Source organism: Zoogloea sp. GW822-FHT05C07, from assembly GCF_058800215.1.
The window spans coordinates 4,598,730-4,619,701 of sequence record NZ_CM179510.1 but is presented as its reverse complement, the minus strand read 5'-3'; the positions used below and the strand labels follow the sequence as shown (position 1 = coordinate 4,619,701).

General features: G+C 65.4%; 15 protein-coding genes. 7 read left to right on the top strand and 8 right to left on the bottom strand.

Features of this window, described 5'->3' with window-relative positions; translation table 11 throughout:
• Positions 1-61: 61 nt before the first annotated feature.
• The 7 genes from ftsB to AC3QL2_RS21270 all read right to left on the bottom strand — a co-directional run bounded on the left by ftsB (position 62) and on the right by AC3QL2_RS21270 (position 7,400).
• Positions 62-337, bottom strand: coding sequence for a cell division protein FtsB (gene ftsB, locus AC3QL2_RS21300; protein WP_493232322.1), 276 nt, complete (start codon positions 335-337; stop codon positions 62-64).
• A 48-nt stretch (positions 338-385) separates the two neighbouring features.
• Positions 386-1,675 carry a phosphopyruvate hydratase gene (eno, locus tag AC3QL2_RS21295; RefSeq protein WP_493232321.1) on the bottom strand — a complete coding sequence of 430 codons (1,290 nt, stop codon included), beginning with the start codon at positions 1,673-1,675 and terminating at the stop codon, positions 386-388.
• 92 nt (positions 1,676-1,767) lie between these two features.
• Positions 1,768-2,607, bottom strand: coding sequence for a 3-deoxy-8-phosphooctulonate synthase (gene kdsA, locus AC3QL2_RS21290; protein ID WP_493232320.1), 840 nt, complete (start codon positions 2,605-2,607; stop codon positions 1,768-1,770).
• Positions 2,608-2,618: 11 nt separating this feature from the next.
• Complete coding sequence (gene pyrG, locus AC3QL2_RS21285; RefSeq protein ID WP_493232319.1) at positions 2,619-4,253, bottom strand: CTP synthase; 1,635 nt, start codon at positions 4,251-4,253, stop codon at positions 2,619-2,621.
• A gap of 145 nt (positions 4,254-4,398) precedes the next feature.
• Positions 4,399-4,947: a hydrolase gene (locus AC3QL2_RS21280; RefSeq protein ID WP_493232318.1), complete on the bottom strand. Its 549-nt coding sequence runs from the start codon at positions 4,945-4,947 to the stop codon at positions 4,399-4,401.
• 10 nt (positions 4,948-4,957) lie between these two features.
• Positions 4,958-6,937 carry an acetoacetate--CoA ligase gene (locus AC3QL2_RS21275; RefSeq protein ID WP_493232317.1) on the bottom strand — a complete coding sequence of 660 codons (1,980 nt, stop codon included), beginning with the start codon at positions 6,935-6,937 and terminating at the stop codon, positions 4,958-4,960.
• A 34-nt stretch (positions 6,938-6,971) separates the two neighbouring features.
• Positions 6,972-7,400 carry an acyl-CoA thioesterase gene (locus AC3QL2_RS21270; protein WP_493232316.1) on the bottom strand — a complete coding sequence of 143 codons (429 nt, stop codon included), beginning with the start codon at positions 7,398-7,400 and terminating at the stop codon, positions 6,972-6,974.
• Between the two features lie 226 nt (positions 7,401-7,626).
• On the opposite strand from AC3QL2_RS21270, the gene AC3QL2_RS21265 reads away from it, so the two are divergent.
• On the top strand, positions 7,627-9,270 hold the full coding sequence (locus AC3QL2_RS21265) for an electron transfer flavoprotein-ubiquinone oxidoreductase (RefSeq protein WP_493240300.1): 1,644 nt from the start codon (positions 7,627-7,629) through the stop codon (positions 9,268-9,270).
• A 107-nt stretch (positions 9,271-9,377) separates the two neighbouring features.
• On the opposite strand, the gene purL is transcribed toward AC3QL2_RS21265, so the two are convergent.
• A complete protein-coding gene (gene purL / locus AC3QL2_RS21260) occupies positions 9,378-13,307 on the bottom strand; it encodes a phosphoribosylformylglycinamidine synthase (RefSeq protein WP_493236253.1) in 3,930 nt (1,309 codons plus the stop codon).
• A gap of 274 nt (positions 13,308-13,581) precedes the next feature.
• Between purL and AC3QL2_RS21255 the strand changes: the two genes are divergently transcribed.
• Genes AC3QL2_RS21255 through AC3QL2_RS21230 form a run of 6 tightly spaced genes read left to right on the top strand, consistent with a single transcriptional unit; the run spans position 13,582 to position 20,922 of the window.
• Positions 13,582-15,030, top strand: coding sequence for a diguanylate cyclase domain-containing protein (locus tag AC3QL2_RS21255; RefSeq protein WP_493236254.1), 1,449 nt, complete (start codon positions 13,582-13,584; stop codon positions 15,028-15,030).
• 30 nt (positions 15,031-15,060) lie between these two features.
• Complete coding sequence (locus AC3QL2_RS21250) at positions 15,061-15,867, top strand: phosphatase PAP2 family protein (RefSeq protein WP_493236255.1); 807 nt, start codon at positions 15,061-15,063, stop codon at positions 15,865-15,867.
• Entirely contained in the window at positions 15,864-16,835 is a 972-nt protein-coding gene (locus tag AC3QL2_RS21245; RefSeq protein ID WP_493236256.1) for a lysylphosphatidylglycerol synthase transmembrane domain-containing protein, read from the top strand. The genes AC3QL2_RS21250 and AC3QL2_RS21245 overlap by 4 nt, the downstream gene beginning before the upstream one ends.
• A gap of 5 nt (positions 16,836-16,840) precedes the next feature.
• Positions 16,841-17,899, top strand: a complete 1,059-nt coding sequence (locus AC3QL2_RS21240; RefSeq protein WP_374487122.1) for a glycosyltransferase family 2 protein — start codon at positions 16,841-16,843, stop codon at positions 17,897-17,899.
• 6 nt (positions 17,900-17,905) lie between these two features.
• Complete coding sequence (locus tag AC3QL2_RS21235) at positions 17,906-19,471, top strand: ArnT family glycosyltransferase (RefSeq protein WP_493236257.1); 1,566 nt, start codon at positions 17,906-17,908, stop codon at positions 19,469-19,471.
• A complete protein-coding gene (locus AC3QL2_RS21230; RefSeq protein WP_493236258.1) occupies positions 19,468-20,922 on the top strand; it encodes an ArnT family glycosyltransferase in 1,455 nt (484 codons plus the stop codon). Before AC3QL2_RS21235 ends, AC3QL2_RS21230 begins: the two co-directional genes overlap by 4 nt.
• Positions 20,923-20,972 lie beyond the last annotated feature (50 nt).

The window sequence follows — 20,972 nt, the reverse complement described above, 5'->3', positions numbered from 1 at the left end:
AGAACGCAGTGAAAACCGCGTCCCGGGCGGCCGTATTCCGGCCAGAACGCGAGAGCTGCTCTTACTTTGAGGGCGGGGTCTGGACGAAGATCTCGTCCGGCTTGGTCAGACCCAGTTCGAAGCGGGCACGTTCTTCCACAGCTTCGTAACCGGATTTCAGATCGCGCACTTCAGCTTCGAGGCCGGTATTGCGCTGCTCCAGCTTGCGATTACCGTCCCGCTGGGCGGCAAGCTGTTGCTCGACCTCCCAGACACGCAGCCAACCTCCCTTGCCGATCCACAAGGGATACTGCAGGGCAACTACCAGAAGAACGAGAACAATGGCTGGCCAGCGCATGGGAGAACATGCCCGGCTGCGTTGCACAGCCGGGCAAGAGAAGGATGATTAACGGGAACGCAGGTTGTAGAACGCGGAGAGGCCCGGGTAGAAGGCGGTTTCGCCGAGATCTTCCTCGATGCGCAGCAGCTGGTTGTACTTGGAGATACGGTCGGAACGGGACAGCGAACCGGTCTTGATCTGCATCGCGTTGAGACCAACGGCGATGTCGGCGATCGTGGAGTCCTCGGTTTCACCGGAACGGTGGGAGATCACTGCGGTGTAACCGGCGCGCTTGGCCATTTCAACAGCGGCGAAGGTCTCGGTCAAGGTGCCGATCTGGTTGATCTTGATGAGGATCGAGTTGGCGATACCCTTGTCGATGCCTTCCTTCAGGATGCGGGTGTTGGTGACGAAAAGGTCGTCGCCGACGATCTGCACACGCTTGCCGAGGCGCTCGGTCAGCAGCTTCCAGCCCGCCCAGTCGCCTTCGGCCATGCCGTCCTCGATCGAGATGATCGGGAACTTGTCGGTCAGCGTGGCGAGGTAGTCGGTGAAGCCTTCGGCGGTGAGGGACAGGCCTTCACCCACGAGTTCGTACTTGCCGTTCTTGTAGAACTCGGAAGCGGCACAGTCGAGGGCCAGCACGATGTCGCTGCCCGGCTCGTAGCCGGCGTTGGACGTGGCTTCGAGGATCAGGTTGAGGGCTTCTTCGGTACCGGAGACGTTGGGGGCGAAGCCGCCTTCGTCGCCAACGGTGGTCGGGTAGCCCTTCTTGTCGGTGATCTTCTTCAGATGATGGAAGATCTCCGCGCCGGCACGCAGGGCTTCGCGGAAGCTCTTGGCGCCAACCGGCATGATCATGCATTCCTGGATGTCCAGCGAGTTGTTGGCGTGGGCGCCGCCGTTGATGACGTTCATCATCGGCACCGGCAGGGACATGCCGCCGGAGCCACCGAAGTAGCGGTACAGGGGCAGGCCGGCTTCTTCGGCAGCAGCCTTGGCCACGGCCATGGAAACGGCCAGCATCGCATTGGCGCCCAGGCGGGACTTGTTGTCGGTGCCGTCGAGGTCGATCAGGGTCTTGTCGATGAAGGCCTGCTCTTCAGCATCCAGGCCGATGAGCGCTTCGGAGATTTCCGTGTTGACGTTTTCGACCGCCTGCAGCACGCCCTTGCCCAGGTAGCGGCCGGCATCGCCATCGCGCAGCTCGATCGCTTCACGGGAACCGGTGGAGGCGCCAGACGGAACAGCCGCACGCCCCAGCACGCCGGATTCCAGCAGCACATCGGCTTCTACGGTGGGATTGCCGCGGGAATCGAGAACCTCGCGGGCAATGACATCAACAATGGCGCTCATTAACTTCCTCTCTTATTTACTGAATTGAAACCGGTGGCAATGATACCGTCTCGAGCCGGAAAACCGGAAATGACAAAGCAATAATTGCGCTATCAGGCGCGCAGCTCTTCGAAGCCCTGCCCCTTGACGAGTGCATCGATGCCCTTCAACGTCGCCAGCAGCGCCTTCATCCTGGGCAGCGGCCAGGCATTCGGGCCATCGGAAAACGCCTTGGCGGGATCGGGGTGGGTTTCCATGAACAGGCCGGAGATACCGACCGCCACGGCTGCCCGCGCCAGCACCGGCACGAACTCCCGCTGCCCGCCGGAGACGGTGCCCTGCCCGCCGGGCAGTTGCACCGAGTGGGTTGCATCGAACACCACCGGACAGCCCGTCTCGCGCATGATCGCCAGCGAGCGCATGTCGGACACCAGATTGTTGTAGCCGAAGGACGCACCGCGCTCGCAGACCATGATGGTGTCCGCCCCGCCGTTCGCCTCACGCGCCTTGTCGACGACGTTCTTCATGTCGCCGGGCGCCAGAAACTGGCCCTTCTTGATGTTCACCGGCTTGCCGGACGCCGCCACGGCGTGGATGAAATCCGTCTGGCGACACAGGAAGGCCGGCGTCTGCAGCACGTCGACGGCGGCGGCCACATCGGCAATCTCATGCTCGGCATGCACGTCGGTGAGCACGGGCACACCGACCTTCTCGCGGACTTCGGCCAGGATCGCCAGCCCCTTCTCCATCCCCAGCCCTCGGTACGACTTGCCGGAACTGCGGTTGGCTTTGTCGTAGCTGGATTTGTAGATGAAGGGGATCGCCAGTTCGGTACAAATCTCCTTCAACTGGACAGCCGTTTCCAGCGCCATCTCGCGAGACTCGATGACACAGGGTCCGGCGATCAGGAAGAAAGGCTTGTCGATACCGACATCGAAACCGCAGAGTTTCATGGGGCGTCCTTTCAGGCAGCGCGCTGATGAGCCAGCGCAGCCTTCACGAAGGCGGTGAACAGCGGGTGGCCGTTACGCGGATTGGAGGTGAACTCCGGGTGGAACTGGCAGCCGACGAACCACGGGTGCACGTCGGACGGCAATTCGATCATCTCGCACAGATCGGTGCCCGGCGCACGGCCGGCAACGCGCAGGCCCTGCTCTTCAAGCTTGGCGAGCAGCGTGTTGTTGACCTCGTAGCGATGGCGGTGACGCTCGGTGACATCGGCGTTGCCGTAGATCTCGCGGGCCAGAGAGCCTTCGACAAGATTGCAGACCTGGCCGCCCAGCCGCATGGTGCCGCCGAGATCGGAATCCTCACCACGCTTCTCGACCTTGCCGGACGCGTCCAGCCACTCGGTGATCAGGCCGATGACCGGGTAATCGGTGTGCTTGTCGAACTCCGTACTGTGGGCGCCATTCATGCCGGCCACAGCACGGGCGAACTCGACAACCGCCAGCTGCATGCCGAGACAGATGCCCAGATAGGGAACCTTGTTCTCGCGGGCGTAGCGGATCGCTGCGATCTTGCCTTCGGTACCGCGCCGGCCGAAGCCGCCCGGCACGAGGATGGCGTCCATGCTCTTGAGCACGCCACAGCCGTCCTTCTCGATGTCTTCGGAGTCGATGTAGTGGATGTTCACCTTGCTGAGGGTATGCATCCCCGCATGGTTGAGTGCCTCGATCAGCGACTTGTAGGACTCGGTCAGATCCACGTATTTTCCGACGAAGGCGACGTCGATGTTGTGCTGCGGGTTCTTCAGCGCGTGGACAAGGCGCTCCCACACCGACAGATCCGCCGCGCGGGCCAGGATGCCCAGCTTGTGGCAGACGATCTCGTCGAGCATCTGGTCGTGCAGCATGCCCGGGATGCTGTAGATCGAGTCGGCGTCAAGGCACTCGATGACCGCTTCCGGCATCACGTTGCAGAACAGCGCGATCTTGCGGCGCTCGTCGGCCGGCACCGGACGGTCGGCGCGGCACAGCAGGATGTCGGGCTGGATGCCGATTTCACGCAGCTCCTTGACGGAGTGCTGGGTCGGCTTGGTCTTCAGCTCGCCGGCCGTCGGGATGTAGGGCAGCAGCGTGAGGTGGATGAAACAGGTGCCCTGGCGGCCTTCCTCGATACCCATCTGGCGGATGGCTTCGAGGAACGGCAGGGATTCGATGTCGCCGACGGTACCGCCCACCTCGACGATCGCCACGTCGGCACCTTCGGCGCCACGCTTGACGTAGGTCTTGATCTCGTCAGTGATGTGGGGGATGACCTGCACGGTCTTGCCGAGATATTCGCCGCGCCGTTCCTTCTTGATCACCGCCTCGTAGATCTGGCCGGTGGTGAAGTTGTTGCGCTTGCTCATCTTGGCGCTGGTAAAGCGCTCGTAGTGGCCCAGATCCAGGTCGGTTTCGGCGCCGTCTTCGGTCACGAAGACTTCACCGTGCTGGAAGGGGCTCATCGTGCCCGGGTCAACGTTGATGTAGGGGTCGAGCTTGAGGTGCGTAACCTTGATGCCCCGGGACTCGAGAATTGCCCCGAGAGAGGCGGCGGCGATGCCTTTGCCCAGAGAGGACACGACACCACCGGTAACAAAGACGTATTTGGTCATGACACGGGGGGACTACTGGAAAGGGGAATGATAGCCGATCAGGCCCCTTCTCTTCAATCGGTACGACCGCCTCGCCCCCGGGAACAGGGGGCGCAGAACCGTCCGGCGCCCCCTGTTCCCGCCTTGATTTCGCCTCAATCCGGCCTCAGTTATCCCGGATGAAATCCCGGTTGATCTCCCGGAACTGGGCCGTCGCGCTCCGCTTCAGCCATTCGAAAGCCACCATTTCCCGGCTCACGATCTCCACCCCGTGAGCACGCATGCGCGCCAACGCCAGTTCTTTGTCGGGCGGCTTGCGGGACCCCACCGCGTCGGCCACAACGAAGACCTCCTTGCCCTGCCAGCGTAGTTCGAGCACCGTCTGCTGGACACAGACATGGGCCTCGGTACCGACGACGATCACCTGCCGTCGCGCCTCGACCTCCGTCCCGCCAAGACAGCCATCCGAGACGCACGAGAAATGGGTCTTGTCGACGCAATGCGCCCCGTCGAGCACGGCCTTCAAGGGCGCTGCCGTCGGCCCCAGTCCCACCGGGTATTGCTCGGAAACCACCACCGGCACCCGCAAGCGACGCGCCACACCGGCCAGCCAGACGCAGTTGGCGAGAATGACTTCGCCGTCGTGGATCGCCGGGAGCAGCCGCTCCTGCACGTCCACGACCAGCAGAACCGATTTGTCCGCGGTCATCAGCATCCCGCCCTCCTCAGGACTGCAGTTCCGGACGGCTCCGGAACTGCTCCAGCGCCGCCGGATTGGCCAGGGCCTCGACGTTCTTCACCGGCCGTTCATGCACCACCGCACGCACGGCCAGTTCGACGATCTTGCCGCTCTTGGTGCGCGGAATGTCATCGACCCGCACCACCCTCGCCGGCACGTGGCGCGGCGTGGTGTTGTCGCGAATCGTGCGGCGGATGCGGTCGATCAACCCGTCGTCGAGCTGCAGCCCTTCCCGCAACTTGACGAAGAGCACTACCCGCACGTCGGTCGGATTCTCCGGCGGCCACTCCTGGCCGATCACCAGCGCCTCGATCACCTCGTCGAGCTTCTCGACCTGGCGATAGATCTCCGCCGTGCCGATGCGCACACCGCCCGGATTGAGGGTGGCATCGGAACGACCATAGATGACAAGGCCGTCATGGGCGGTGATCTCGGAATAGTCCCCATGACACCACACGTTGTCGAAACGCTCGAAGTAGGCCGCCTTGTACTTGCTGCCATCCGGGTCGTTCCAGAAGCCGATGGGCATCACGGGGAACGGGCGTACGCACACCAGCTCACCCTTTTCGCCGCGCACCGGACGACCGCCATCGTCGAACACGTCCACGGCCATGCCGAGCCCCTTGCACTGGATCTCGCCCGGCCACACCGGCAGTGCCGGATTGCCGAGAACGAAACAGGAAACGATGTCCGTTCCGCCCGAGATGGAAGACAGGCACAGGTCCGCCTTGATGTCCCGATACACGTATTCGAAGCCCTCCGGCACCAGCGGGCTGCCGGTCGAGAACATCGCCCGCAGACGGCTCAGGTCATGGGTTTCCCGGGGCTTGAGACCGGCCTTGGCAATTCCGTCGATGAATTTTGCCGACGTGCCGAAATGGGTCATGCCTTCGGCCTGGGCGTAGTCGAAGAGAATCGAGCCGTTGCCGAGCATCGGCGAACCGTCGTACAGCAGCAGGGTTGCGCCGGACGCCAGCCCCGACACCAGCCAGTTCCACATCATCCAGCCGCAGGTGGTGAAGTAGAAGAGCCGGTCGCCGGGCTTCACGTCGCCATGCAGGCGATGCTCCTTGATGTGCTGCAGTAGGACGCCGCCGGCGCAATGGACGATGCACTTGGGCACACCGGTCGTGCCGGACGAGTACATGACGAACAACGGATGGGCGAAAGGCAGCCGCGCAAACGCAATCTCGGTCACCGCCTGGAAGGGCTTGACGAATTCAGGCAGCAAACGGGCGTGGGGCACCTGGCTCAGGTCATGCTTGGCATGCACGTAGGGCACCACCGCCACCCGCTTCACCGAAGGCAGACCGGCGGTGATCTCCGCCAGGCGATCCAGGCAGTCCACCACCTTCCCGTTGTAGTAGTAGCCATCGACGGCAATCAACACCTTCGGCTCGATCTGGCCGAAACGGTCCAGCACGCCCTGCACGCCGAAATCCGGCGATGCCGACGAGAAGATCGCCCCGATGCTCGCCGCAGCCAGCATGGCCACCAGGGTTTCCGGCAGATTGGGCATCCATGCCGCGACACGATCCCCCTCCACCACGCCCATTTCCCGCAGCGCTGCCGCGAAACGCGCCACCTGGCGATACAGGTCGGCATGGGTCAGGCGATTCTTGACCTTGTCTTCGCCCCAGAACACCAGCGCATCGCTCTCGTCGCGGCTACGCAGCAGGTTCTCGGCAAAATTGAGGCGCGCCTCGGGAAACCAGCGCGCACCGGGCATCTGGCCGCCCTCCTCAAGCACCACCGCGCCTTTCTCGCCGCGCAGCTCGCCAAGCTCCCAGACGGAAGTCCAGAACTCTTCGGGCTCGTCGATCGACCAGGCGTGCAAGGCGGCGTAATCGGTGAGTTTTCGCCCCCAGCGCTGCTCGGCAGCCTTCGCAAAGACGGTAATGTTGGCCGCGGCAACCCGCTCCGCATCCGGGGCCCACAGCGGGCGATCAGCCGACGTATAGCTCATGATGTCTCTCCTCGTTTTTCTTATGCGGGCCGGATCAGCTTACCTTAGCGCGCAGCGCATCGGGAATCGGCACCGACTTGCCTGTGCGCGGATCCATCCACACCACCTTGGCGGCGCCCTCCGCATACAGCCGGTCCTCGCCCTCGACATATAATTCGTACCAGGTCATCACGCTACTCCGGCCCGGCTCGCCGGCATAAAGGCGCACGACGACAGTCGCCGGATAATTGACCGGCACGAGGAAGGTACAACTGGCATTGATGATGACAGCACCAGCCTCGGCCTGCGGGCTCACCACGAAGCCTTCGGCCTCCAGCCATTCGACCCGGGCCTGTTCGAAGTAGCGGAAATAGACGGTGTTGTTCACATGGCCGTAGTAATCCATATCCCCCCAGCGCACCGGGATCCGGGTCGTCAGCAACAGCTTGCGCGAGGGGGCTTCTGCGGGGATGTCGGTACTCATGGCTCTTCTGTCTCCGGTTTGATTGATTATGGGCTCTCGTGATCCGTGCAGCCAAACAAGCGGCTCGCCGAAATCAGCCGGGTCAATGTAACATACGGTACCGTATGCTGCGAAAGCCCCGTATTTGCCCATTCCGGGATTGCCCGGCGTCTGGCGGGCGGGTTACGCTTCGCGGTTTACGGTTACACACCACAACAAATCGAACGGCTCTCAGGAGGAGGCAGCAATGGAACGCGATTCCATGGAATTCGACGTCCTGATCGTAGGCGGCGGCCCGGCGGGCTTGTCGGCGGCGATCAGGCTCAAGCAACTGGCCGCTGAAAAAGGCCAGGATTTTTCGGTGTGCCTGATCGAGAAGGCCGCCGAGATCGGCGCCCACATCCTGTCCGGCGCGGTCATCGATCCGCGCGCGCTCAACGAACTCTTCCCCGACTGGAAGGCGATGGGCGCGCCGCTCAACACGCCGGTCTCGGAAGACCGGGTGATCTTCCTGTCGGAAAACGGCGGACGCCAGATCCCCAACGGCCTGCTGCCGGAGGCCTTCCACAACGAAGGCAACTACATCGTGCGTCTGGGCAATCTGGCCAAGTGGCTCGGTGAGCAGGCCGAGGCGCTGGGCGTCGAGGTCTATCCGGGCTTTGCCGGCGCCGAGTTGCTGCTCGACGACAACGGTGCCGTCGCTGGCGTGATCACCGGCGACATGGGCGTGCTCAAGGACGGTAGCCAGGGCCCGAACTTCCAGCCCGGCATGGAGCTGCGCGCCAAGTACACCCTCTTCGCCGAAGGCTGCCGCGGCCACCTGGGCAAGCAGCTCGAAGCGAAGTTCTCGCTGCGCGACGGCGTCGACCCGCAGACTTACGGCATCGGCCTCAAGGAGCTGTGGGAGATCCCCGCCGGCCAGCACGTGCCGGGCCTCGTCGTGCATACGGCCGGCTGGCCGATGGATACGGCCACCTACGGCGGCGGCTTCTGCTACCACCTGGAAGGCAACCTGGTGTCGGTCGGCTACGTGGTCGGCCTCAACTACACCAACCCCTATCTGTCGCCTTTCGAGGAGTTCCAGCGCTACAAGACGCACCCGGAGATCCGCCAGTTCCTCGAAGGCGGCAAGCGCCTGGCTTACGGCGCGCGCGCGATTGCTGCCGGCGGCCTGCAGAGCCAACCCAAGCTGGTCTTCCCCGGCGGCGCGCTGATCGGCGACGACGCGGGCTTCCTCAACGCGGCGCGCATCAAGGGCAGCCATGCGGCCATGAAGTCCGGCATGCTGGCCGCCGAGGCTGCCTTCGAGGCCCTTGCCGCCGGCCGCACCCAGGACGAACTGAGCGCCTTCCCGGAGCGCTTCAAGGCCAGCTGGCTGCACGCGGAGCTGCACAAGACCCGCAACTTCAAGCCCTACATGAAGAAGGGCCTGTGGCTCGGCTCCTTCCTGTTCGGCGCCGAGCAGAAGCTCTTTGGCGGCAACGTGCCGTGGACGCTGCACAACCACGCCGACCACACGACGCTGCGTCCGGCCGCCGAGTGCCAGCCGATCGCCTACCCGAAGCCGGATGGCAAACTGACTTTCGACCGCCTCTCGTCGGTGTTCCTGTCCAACACCAACCACGAGGAAGACGAGCCCTGCCACCTGCAGCTGAAGGACGCCTCGGTGCCGATCGCCATCAACCTGGCCAAGTACGACGCTCCCGAGCAGCGTTACTGTCCGGCCGGCGTGTATGAGATCGTGCGCAGCGAAGAAGGCGACAACCCACGCCTGCAGATCAACGCCCAGAACTGCGTCCACTGCAAGACCTGCGATATCAAGGACCCCACCCAGAACATCAACTGGGTCGTTCCTCAAGGCGGCGAGGGGCCGATCTACCAGGGGATGTAAGCCTCCGACGACGCCTTCGCAACAAACAAGAACGGCCGGTGTTTCGCACCGGCCGTTCTTGTTTCCGCTACGGGAGCGAACCGCATTCGCTCCCTCGGATCAGCTGCTTACCCCACCCACTTGCGGGCGTTGCGGAACATGCGCAGCCACGGGGAATCCTCGCCGAGCTCGGCCGGATGCCAGCTCATCTGCACGGTCCGGGCGGTACGCTCCGGGTGCGGCATCATGATCGTGAAGCGGCCATCCGGCGTGGTCAGGCCGGTGATGCCGGCCGGCGAACCATTCGGGTTGAACGGATAACGCTCGGCGATGGCGCCGTTGTTGTCCACGTAGCGCAGCGCAATCCTGGCATTGTCCTGAGCGTCGATGCCGGCGAACACCGCGCGGCCTTCGCCGTGGGACACGACGATGGGCATGCGGCTACCGGCCATGCCGGCCAGCAGGATGGACGGGCTGTCCTGCACTTCCACCATCACGAAGCGGGCTTCAAACTGCTCGCTGCGGTTGCGGTGGAAGCGCGGCCAGGTTTCGGCACCGGGGACGATCTCGGCCAGGTTGGACATCATCTGGCAGCCGTTGCAGACGCCCAGCGCAAAGGTGTCGTCACGCTTGAAGAAGGTCTCGAACTGCTCGCGCAGCGCCGGGTTGAAGAGAATGGACTTGGCCCAGCCCTGCCCCGCGCCCAGCACGTCGCCGTAGGAGAAGCCGCCACAGGCCGCCAGCCCCTTGAAGTCGGACAGATGCACGCGGCCGGCCTGCAGGTCGGACATGTGCACATCGAAGGGCGCGAAGCCGGCCCGCTCGAAGGCCGCCGCCATTTCAGCCTGGGAGTTCACGCCCTGCTCACGCAGGATCGCGATCTTCGGCCGAGCGCCGGTAGCGATGAAGGGCGCAGCGATGTTGTCCGCCGGATCGTAGCTCAGCGATACGGACAGGCCGGGGTTGGAGGCATCGGCCAGCGCGTCGAATTCTTCCTTGGCGCATTCCGCGTCGTCGCGCAGACGGGCGATCTGGTAGCTGGTCTCGGACCAGGTCTGCAGCAGTTCGGCACGCGGCGCATTGAACACAAGCTTGGCGTTGCGCCAGAAGCGCAGCTCGTCACGGTCGTTGGGCTCGCCGACGAAGTGGTAGCTGAGGCCGGCAATACGCAGGGCCTCGGTCAGACGACTGCGGTCGTCGCGGCGGATCTGGACGACGGCGCCCAACTCCTCTGCGAACAGGGCCTTGAACAGCATGTCGTTGAAGCGCCCCTTCAGGGAATCCGGGCGCTTGTCGAGACCATCCACGTCGTTCATGAACTGGTCGTAGGCCACGGTATCGAGCATGACCGACAGGCCGCACTTGGACGCAAAGGCCATTTCGCACAGGGTCGCGAACAGGCCGCCATCGGCGCGGTCGTGGTAGGCCAGGATCAGGTCGTCCTTGCGCCATTGCTGGATCAGCTCGAAGAAGGTCTTCAGCTGCGCCGCATCCACGTCCGGCGCATGCTCGGCCACCGAGTTGTAGGCCTGGGCCAGCACGGAGCCGCCGAGACGGTTCTGGTTGTTGCCAAGGTCGATCAGCAGCAGCTCGGTTTCCACGCCCTCCGGGAACTGCAGTTGCGGCGTCAGCGTACGGCGCACGTCCTGCACCGGAGCAAAACCGGTGACGATCAGCGACAGCGGCGACACGACCTGCTTGTCCTCGCCCTCCTCATTCCACGCGGTACGCATGGACAGGGAGTCCTTGCCGACGGGGATCGCCAGCCCGGCCTGCTGGCAGAACTGGGACACGGCCTCGACGGTCTGGTACAGCTTGACGTCCTCGCCGCGATGGCCGGCAGCGGCCATCCAGTTTGCGGACAGCTTCACGTCACCCAGCGAACGGATGTCCGCCGCGGCGATGTTGGTGATCGCCTCGCCGATCGCCATGCGGCCGGAGGCCGGCGCGTCGAGGGTCGCCACCGGCGTACGCTCGCCCATCGCGAAGGCTTCGCCGAGGTAGCCGCTGTAGCTCATGGTGGTCACCGCCACGTCGGCGACAGGGATCTGCCACGGGCCGACCATCTGGTCGCGGGCGGTCATGCCGCCGACGGAGCGGTCGCCGATGGTGATCAGGAAATTCTTGCTGGCCACCGCCGGCATGCGCAGCACGCGCCGGCAGGCATCGGCCAGCTCGATGTCGGTGACGTCGAAGGGCGGCACGAAGACCTGGCGACTGGAAACGTTGCGGGTCATCTTCGGCGGCTTGCCGAGGAGCACCTGCATTTCCATATCTACCGGCTCGTTCTCGAAGTGGCTGTCGGCAACGACCAGATGGCCGTCGTCGGACGCCGTGCCGACCACGGCGAACGGGCAGCGCTCGCGCTCGCAGATCGCCTTGAAAATTTCGAGGCTCTCCGGCGCGATCGCCAGCACGTAACGCTCCTGGGATTCGTTGGACCAGATCTCGCGCGGGCTCATGCCCGGCTCTTCGATGTGCACTTCACGCAGCTCGAAGCGCGCGCCCAACTCGGCGGAATCCGCCAGTTCGGGAAAGGCGTTGGAGAGACCCCCGGCGCCCACGTCGTGGATCGACAGGATCGGGTTCGCCGCGCCCTTCTGCCAGCAGGCATCGATGACTTCCTGGCAGCGGCGCTGGATTTCCGGGTTGCCGCGCTGCACGGACGCGAAGTCCAGGTCCGCGGTGTTGGTGCCGGTCGCCATCGACGACGCGGCGCCGCCGCCGAGGCCGATAAGCATGCCCGGGCCACCCAGCTGGATCAGCAGCGTGCCGGGGCCGAACTTGATCTTGAAGGATTGCTGGTCCTGGATGCAGCCCAAGCCACCGGCGATCATGATCGGCTTGTGGTAGCCGCGCACCTCGTCCTGCACGCTCTGCTGGAAGGTCCGGAAGTAGCCGGTCAGGTTGGGGCGGCCGAATTCGTTGTTGAACGCGGCGCCGCCCAGCGGGCCTTCGATCATGATGTCCAGCGCCGAAGCAATGCGTTCCGGCTTGCCGTAGGCCTGCTCCCAGGGCTGCTCGAAGCCGGGGATCTCCAGGTTCGACACGGAGAAACCGGTCAGGCCGGCCTTGGGCTTGGAGCCACGGCCGGTCGCGCCTTCGTCGCGGATCTCGCCTCCGGAACCGGTGGAGGCGCCGGGGAACGGGGAAATCGCCGTCGGGTGGTTGTGGGTCTCGACCTTGGCCAGGATGTGGGTCAGCTCGTCGTGGTACTGCCAGGCGCCGGATTCGTCCGGGTAGAGCTTGGGCACGGTGGCGCCCTCGATCACCGACGCGTTGTCGGAATAGGCGACGACAGTGCCTTCCGGGTGGGCCTTGTGGGTTTCGCGGATCATGCCGAACAGCGTCTTGTCCATCGGACGGCCGTCGATGACCCAGTCGGCATTGAAGATCTTGTGGCGGCAATGCTCGGAGTTCGCCTGGGCGAACATCATCAGCTCGACGTCGGTCGGGTTGCGGCCCATCCGCGTGAAATTCTCGACCAGATAATCAATCTCGTCTTCCGACAGAGCCAGGCCCAACTCACTGTTGGCAACCACCAGCGCATCGCGGCCGTTCTCGATGATCGCCACGGTGGTCAGCGGCTGCGGCTCGTAGTGGTGGAACAGCGCATGAGCGGCGTCTACGTTGTCGAGCACCGATTCGGTCATGCGGTCGTGGATGGCCGGCAGCACCGCGTCACGATCGGCCGACGACAGCCCGCCGCGCAGATCGAAGCTGTAGGCCGTGCCGCGCTCGACGCGGACGATCTTGTCGAAACCGCACTGGCGCGCAATGTCGGTCGCCTTCGACGACCACGGCGAAATGGTACCGAGTCGCGGCGTCACCAGCACCGGGCTGCCCGCGGGGGTCTCCCCTTCCGGATGGGCGCCGAGCAGGTCGACCAGCCGTGCCAGTTCGTCAGCGGAAAGCGGCGCACTGACTTCCACGAAGTACCAGTGTTCGACAGCCAGCCCCTTCAGGCGGGGCAGCGCGCTCTTGACCGAATCGGTCAGGCGGGCAAGACGGGAACGGGAGACGGCGGGCGCACCGCGCAGCTTGAGAATTTCGGACATGGCAAGGATGGGCGCGAAGTTGAAACCGGCCCGGCTGCGGACAAAAACGCCGTGCCGGACACGAAAAGGTCACAGATTATACCCGAGCCCTCCCGAGGCTCCGACCATCCTTCGCACAGGATTCCTCTACCCGCGCTACCAGCCCCTCCCGAGCCCCCGTCGGCACGGAGACCAGGGTTGATAAAATTAGTTGCAAATTACAAATGTGAAAATTCATCATAGATAGGACGTTTGCGTGTAAAAATTCACACTTTGAAGCCGACGGGCAGTGACCATGCCTCCTCACCACGCCTCCCACCAACCCTTGTCTCCGCGCCTGTTTTGGGTCATCGCGGCGGGATTCGTGCTGTTCGAAAGCGCGCTGCTCGGGCTCGCTTACCAATACACCCGCAACCAGCACCGACTGACCGAGCAGCTGGCTCTCGTTCATCAGGGCAGCGCCGTCGCCTGGCAGATGGCTTCATCGCCATCAGCCGATGCAGCGGCGAAGTCCCGGCAGCTCTGGCTGGACTCCATGCTGCACGCGCTGGACAGCGGCGGCAGCGTTGTCAGCCTGGAGAACACGCTGGCGCAACTTCCCCCCCTGGACAGTCCCAACGCCCGGCTGGCCGCCTCGAGGATCCAGACCCACTGGGACGAGTTCGCCCGGCTCAACAGGCAAGCGCCCGGCAGCGCAGCGGCGCGTGGCGAACTTACGGCCATGTCCGCCCCCCTCCATGAACTCTCGAACATCTTGAGTCTGGAGCGCAACGAAGCCTCCCACACGGCCACGGTGATGGGCCTGATCGCCGTCGCCGCGGGCATCCTGACCTTCATCACCACCGGCTCGCTGATGCTGCACCAGATCCTGCGCTTTGCCCGCTCGGGGCAGATGCTGCGCTCGATGATGAACCAGATCGGTGCCGGGGTCTGCATCCTGAGCAGCGGCGGCCGCATCGCCGACGCCAACCGCGCCGCGTGCCGCATGCTCGGCCGCCCGCGCAAGATGCTGCGCGGCAAGCGCCTGGAGGAAATCCTCACCCTCAACGACGGGGTGTGGACCGGCGACCGGCCGGACGGCCTGCCGATCGCCGTCGAACGCATTCCGGGGCAGATCGACTGCCACAAGGGGCCGCTCAACATCGTCACGCTGCTGGACGTCACCGCCCGCCACTTGACGACGGAATGCCTCCAGCACCTGGCGCACCATGACCCGCTGACCGGCCTTCCCAACCGGGCCTATCTGGAAAAGCGCTTCAAGGACGAACTCACGGACATCCAGAGCGACATTCTGCTGGGCGTCGCGGTGCTCGACCTGGACGGTTTCAAGCCGGTCAACGACACCTACGGCCACGCCATCGGCGACAGCCTGCTGGTGCAGATCGCCCAGCGTCTGAATTCCGCCTTGCGGATCAGCGACATGCTTGCCCGCACTGGCGGCGACGAATTCGTCGTGCTGTTCCCCGATGTAGGCAGCCGGGAAAGCCTCGCGCAGCTTGGCGAACGCCTGCTGGGCGTGTTCAACGACCCTTTCCAGGTTGCCGGCCACCGCATCCCCATGGGCTGCAGCATCGGGCTGTCCATCGCGCCGGACGATGGTACCGACCAGGACAGCCTGATGCGGGCCGCCGATGCGGCCATGTACCAAGCCAAGCATGCCGGCAAGCGGCGCGTCCGCCTCACCGCGGTGAAGAGCGCGGGGGCAGCCCCGCCCACCGGCCCAAGAAGCAGGGCGATCGGGTAAACTGCCGGGTTTTGCCGAGTCCCCGGTCCCTTGCATTACGACGAGTCCGTCCCCGACGAAATCCCCGCACCAGGCGCCACCCTGCCACGCAGCTGGCTGATCGCGCCTGCGGCCTCGCTCGCGGTGCTCGCACTAGCCTGCGTCTCGGCCGGCAACCAGTCGCTCTTCATCACGCTCAATTCCGCCGCCAGCGGCGTTTCATCTTCCCTGTGGTCCGCACTGTCGCTGACGGGCTCCGTGCTCGGCATGCTGGCCCTGCTGGCCCCAACCCTGAAGACACGCCCCCGCTGGCTGGCCTCCGCGCTGCTGGCCAGCCCGCTGGCCCTGGCTTTCAGTGAAGGCGGCAAGCGCTTTTTCGACATCATGCGTCCGGCCGGCGTGCTCGAATCCGGCAGCTTCAACCTGATCGGCCAGAAACTGTACGTGCACTCCTTTCCGTCCGGCCATGCGACCACCGCCTTCGTCGTGGCGGCGGCGCTGATCTTCGCGTGGCCCGAGGCCAGCACCCGCGTGCGCCTCGCCATTCTTGCCGCTGCCGTGCTGATCGCCTTCTCCCGCATCGCAGTGGGCGCCCACTGGCCGCTGGACGTACTCGTCGGCGCCTGCGGTGGCTGGCTGATCGGCGCCCTGGGCGGCCTGCTTGCCACGCGCTGGCGTTTCTGGGAACGCCGCGGTGGCGTACGCGCGATGGCCGCCATCGCCCTCGGCAGCAGCCTCGCACTCCTGTTCATCGACCTGGGTTATCCGTCCGTGCACCTGTATCAGATCGGTCTTGCCGCCTGGGGCATCGGCGGCGCAGCCTCGGCCCTCGGCAAAGAAACGGATATCCGCTCATGAGCGCCAAGCGCCTTCTCGCAATCGCCGTCTCTGTCGGCCTTCTGGGCTGGTTGATGGCCGATGGCCGCTGGCGTGGCCTCGGCGACGTCTTCGCACGCCTCGACATGCCCACGCTGCTGCTATGCGCCGGCGGCTTTGGGCTGTCCTACGTCCTTCGCGCACTGAGGGTGTTCGACGAGTTCCGCGCCCAGGCGGCCGGACGCTTCGGCACCTGCCTGCGCATCGTGCTGATCCACAACGCGATGATCAACGTGGTGCCTTTCCGCGGCGGCGAAGCGGCCTTCCCGCTGCTATTGCGGCAGAACTTCGGCATCGCCCTGCCCCGCGCCATCGCATCGCTGTTCTGGTTCCGCCTGCAGGACGCCTTCGTCGTGATGGCCCTCGCCGCCTTCGTGTGGCCGGGACTGCCGGTGACGCTCAAGGCCACCTGCATCACCGGCGTGATCGCGCTGGCCTGGTGGCTGCCGCGCTGGGCGCGGGCGCCCCATGACTGGGCCGACGGCAAGGCCTTCACCGCCAAACTGGCCAAGGTGCGCGACGCCTTCGCCGAGAGCACCCGCCACGCCCGCTACGGCTGGGTGTGGACCATCGCCAACTGGACGGTCAAGCTCGCCGCCCAGGCGGCCCTGCTAGCCGCGCTGCTTCCGGCCGCCATCGACGTGGGCGCGGCCGGCGCCCTCGGCGCCGAGCTCGCCGCGATCCTGCCGGTGCAGGGCGTGGCCGGCTTCGGCACCTACGAAGCCGGCGCCGCCGCGGCGCTGCTGCCGAATGGCATTCCCCTCACGGCCGGACTGCAGGTGGCGCTGGCGCTGCACCTCTTCGTCATCGCCTGTTCCGTCACCTCGGGCGCCATCGCCTGGCTCTTCCCGGCCGCAAAGACACCGGAAGCCGCCGCAGTGCCCCGCTCCGACTTACAATCCGCCTCGTCCGCCAACGACGGGGTGAATACCCGATCTGTAAACGAATAAATACTATGACCGCAGCCTCCCAGCTCTCTCCGCTCCCGCCCGCCCAGCCGCAGATCCCGGCCAACCTGCCGCCGCACCGGCTGTCGGTCGTCGTCCCCCTCTACAACGAGGAAGACAACGTGGCGCCGCTGCTCGAGCGCATCCACCTGGCTCTCGGCCCCTACCCCTACCCGTGGGAAGTGGTGATCGTCGACGACGGCAGCTCGGACCGCACCGTGGACAACCTGGAAGCCGCCGCCAAGCACTACGGCCCGCACGTGCGCATCGTCGCGCTGATGCGCAACTTCAAGCAGACTGCGGCGATGCAGGCCGGCCTCGACGCCGCCCGCGGCGACGTGATCGTCACGATGGACGGCGACCTGCAGAACGACCCCATCGACATCCCGCGCATGGTCGGCCGCCTGCTCAACGAAGATCTCGACCTCGTCGCCGGCTGGCGCAAGAACCGCAAGGACGGCATGGTCCTGCGCAAGATCCCGTCGAAGATCGCCAACCGCCTGATCGCCAAGATCACCGGCGTGCACCTGCAGGACTACGGCTGCTCGCTGAAGGCCTTCCGCGCCAGCGCGATCAAGAACGTCCGCCTGTACGGCGAAATGCACCGCTTCATCCCGGCCTGGCTGGCCACCGTGACCACGCCGCGCAAGATCGCCCAGGAAGAGGTCACCCACCACGCGCGCATGTTCGGCCAGTCCAAGTACGGCATCTCGCGGACCTTCCGGGTCATCCTCGACCTGATCTTCGTGTACTTCTTCATGCGCTTCCGCACCCGTCCGGGCCACTTCTTCGGCGGCATCGGTCTGGGTCTGGGCGCGCTGGGCATGGTGATCCTGGGCTACCTGGGTCTGCTCAAGCTGTTCACCGGCGCCTCCATCGGCACCCGCCCGCTGCTCTTCGGCGGCTTCTTCCTGGTCATCGCCGGCGTGCAGATGGTCACCTCCGGCGTGCTCGCCGAACTGCTCACCCGCGTTTATTTCGAGTCCGGCCAGAGCCAGGCCTACGTGGCGCGGGAAAGCGCCGCCCTGCAGGACGAACAAGGCTGGCGTTCGGCCGGCGCCCAGTAAGCGCCCATGTCGTCGGCCCTCCACACCGCCGGCGGGCGGCTTGCCGGCACGCCTGTCGGCCGCCTGATCCTCGTGCTGCCGCTGATCGCTTTCCTGTTGCGCCTCGGCGGCGCGCCGCTGTTCGACGTGGACGAAGGCGCCTTCTCCGAGGCAACGCGGGAGATGTTCGAGCGCCACGACTTCCTGTTCACCTACCTGAACGGCAGTCCGCGCTTCGACAAGCCGATCTTCATCTACTGGCTGCAGTCCATCGGCTACCTGATCTTCGGCGCCAGCGAATGGGCTTTCCGGCTGCCGTCGGCGCTGGCCGCCATCGTGTGGAGTTACGCGACCTATTTCTTCGCCCGCCGGCGCGTCGGCGAAGACGCTGCACTGATTGCACTGGCCGTCGCCTGCACGGCCCTCGGGCCCTTCGCCATTGGCCGCGCCGCCACCGCCGATGGCCTGCTCAACTGCCTGCTGGCACTGACGCTGTTCGACGTCTGGCGCCACCTCGAAGGTGGCCGGCGCGCGCCACTACTGCGGGCCTTCCTGTGGATGGGGCTCGGCGCGCTGACCAAGGGACCTGTCGCGCTGATCGTTCCCGGCACCGTGAGCTTCCTGTACTGCGCCAGCCGCGGCGAATGGCTGCGCTGGCTGCGGATGGTCTTAAACCCCGTCGGCTGGCTGATCCTGATCACCCTCGTCGCCCCGTGGTACGCCTACGCGCTGCACCGCCACGGTCAGGACTTCATCGACGGCTTCATCATGAAGCACAACGTCCAGCGTTTCTCTGGATCGCTGGAAGGCCATGGCGGCAGCGCGTTCTACTACGTGATCGCGGTTCCGCTGCTGCTGTTGCCGTGGAGCGGGTTGTTCATCGTGGCCCTCGGCAAGCTGAAGGCCGGGCTGGGCGATCCGCTACAGCGCTTCCTGTGGCTGTGGTTCGGCTTCGTCGTGGCCTTCTTCTCGCTGTCAGGCACCAAGCTGCCCCATTACGTGCTGTACGGCTGCACGCCGCTGTTCATCCTGATCGGCCTGCATGCCAGCACGGCGCGGCGGGCCTGGCCGCATCTGCTGGCACCCGGCCTGCTGCTGGCCCTGCTGCCCGCCCTGCCGGCCGTTTTCGACAAGCTGTCCAGCGGCAAGCTGGGTGACGGCTATTACCGCGCCCAGCTCGGCCGGGCGCTGGAAGTTGGCGACACCGTTTACCTCGGCCTCACCGGCGGCGCCCTCCTGCTGTGGCTGGTCTATGTGCTGTTCTCGAAGGCCTCGCTGGTGCAGCGCCTAGCCGTGACTGCCGCGCTCCAGGTCGTGCTGCTGGCCGGACTGGTCGTGCCCTTCGCCGGCGAACTGGCCCAGGGACCGGTGAAAGCCGCCGGACTGAAAGCCCATGAGTTGGGCGGCGACGTAATGTTCTGGAACTTCAGCACCGCCCCGAGCTTCAGCGTCTATCGCCAGGCTGTCACCCTCAAGGGCGATCCGCAGCCCGGCCAGGTCGCGCTGACGCGCGTCGACCGCCTGCCGGCCGACGTGCCGGTAGAGGTCCTGTTCCGCCAGGGGGGCGTGGCCCTCGTCAAGGTGAAACAATGAGCGAACGCAGCTACGTCGGCCCACTGGCGCTGATCGCCGCCATCCTCACGGTCTACCGTATCTGGGTGATCAGCCACCTGGGCATCGACCTGTACGTGGACGAAGCCTATTACTGGGGCTGGTCGCAGAACCTGGACTGGGGCTATTTCTCCAAGCCGCCGGTCATCGCCGCGCTGATCGCCGGCAGCACGGCCCTGTTCGGCAACGGCCTGATCGCCATCAAACTGCCGTCCCTGCTGCTCTACCCTGCGACGGCCTTCGCGCTGTACGCGCTGGGTAGCAGGATGTACTCGCCAAAGGTGGGTTTCTGGGCCGGCCTGTCCTTCATGTCCATGCCGCTGGTGGCGGCGCTGGGGCTGTTCGTGTCCACTGACGCCCCGTTGCTGCTGTGCTGGACCCTCGCGCTACTGTTCCTGCTGCGGGCGCTGGACAACGGCCGCTGGGGCGCCTGGCTGGCCTGCGGCGCGGTAATCGGTGTCGGCCTGATGTCCAAGTACACGATGGCGGCCTTCCTGCCGTCGGCGCTGCTGCTGATCGCGCTGGACCCGAAACAGCGCCACTGGCTGCTCCGCCCGCAGCCCTGGCTAGCCGTGCTGCTGGCCGTGGCGATCCTGTCGCCCAACTTGTACTGGAACTGGACCCACGACTTCCCCACCTTCCGCCATACGGCGGAGATCACCCGCGTCGGCGGCCACGGGGAGCGCGGCTGGCATCCCGGCCAGCTCGGCGAGTTCATCGGCGCCCAGTGGCTGTCCTTCGGCCCGCTGCTCGGCGTGCTGCTGGGCATCGCTCTGTTCCGCGGGCGCAGCCTGTGGCGCGATGCGTCCCATCGCACACTGCTGGTCTTCATCGTGCCGCTGCTGCTGCTCGTCAGTCTGCAGGCCCTGACCGGCCGCGCCAACGGCAACTGGGCCGCGCCGATCTTCGTCGGTGCCTGCCTGCTGGTGCCCGCGGTCTTCCTGCAGAATGGCAGGCGCTGGCTGATCGCCGGCGTGGTGGTGAACCTCGTCGCCGCGATGCTGGCCTATCACTGGCCGGACATCGCCCGCGCCACCGGCACCGCGCTGACCGCCAAGAACGACCCCTACAAGCGGGCGCGGGGCTGGATCCACCTGGCCGACGGCGTCGCGCCGCTGCTGGCAAGCCACCCCGGCAGCATCCTCGTTGGCGAAGACCGGGAGCTGATCGCCCACCTGGTGTACCGCCTGCACCCGGCCGAGTACGCGGCCTGGAACCCCGACCACCTGCCCATCGACCACTACGAGCTCACCACCACGCTGAAGGGCAAGGAAGGGCGCGACATCCTGTACGTCGGCCGCAAGCCGGAAATCCCTGACATTGCCGCCCGTTTCGGCGGCAGCGAGCTGCTCGGCAAGGTCGTCGTGCCGGTCCACAAGGACTTCAAACGAGAGGTCTACGTCTTCCTGCTGAAGGACTTCAAGGGCTACTGAACGCCCCCAGGGCTGGAAATAAGGAAACCTGGGGCGACCTGACGTTTCAT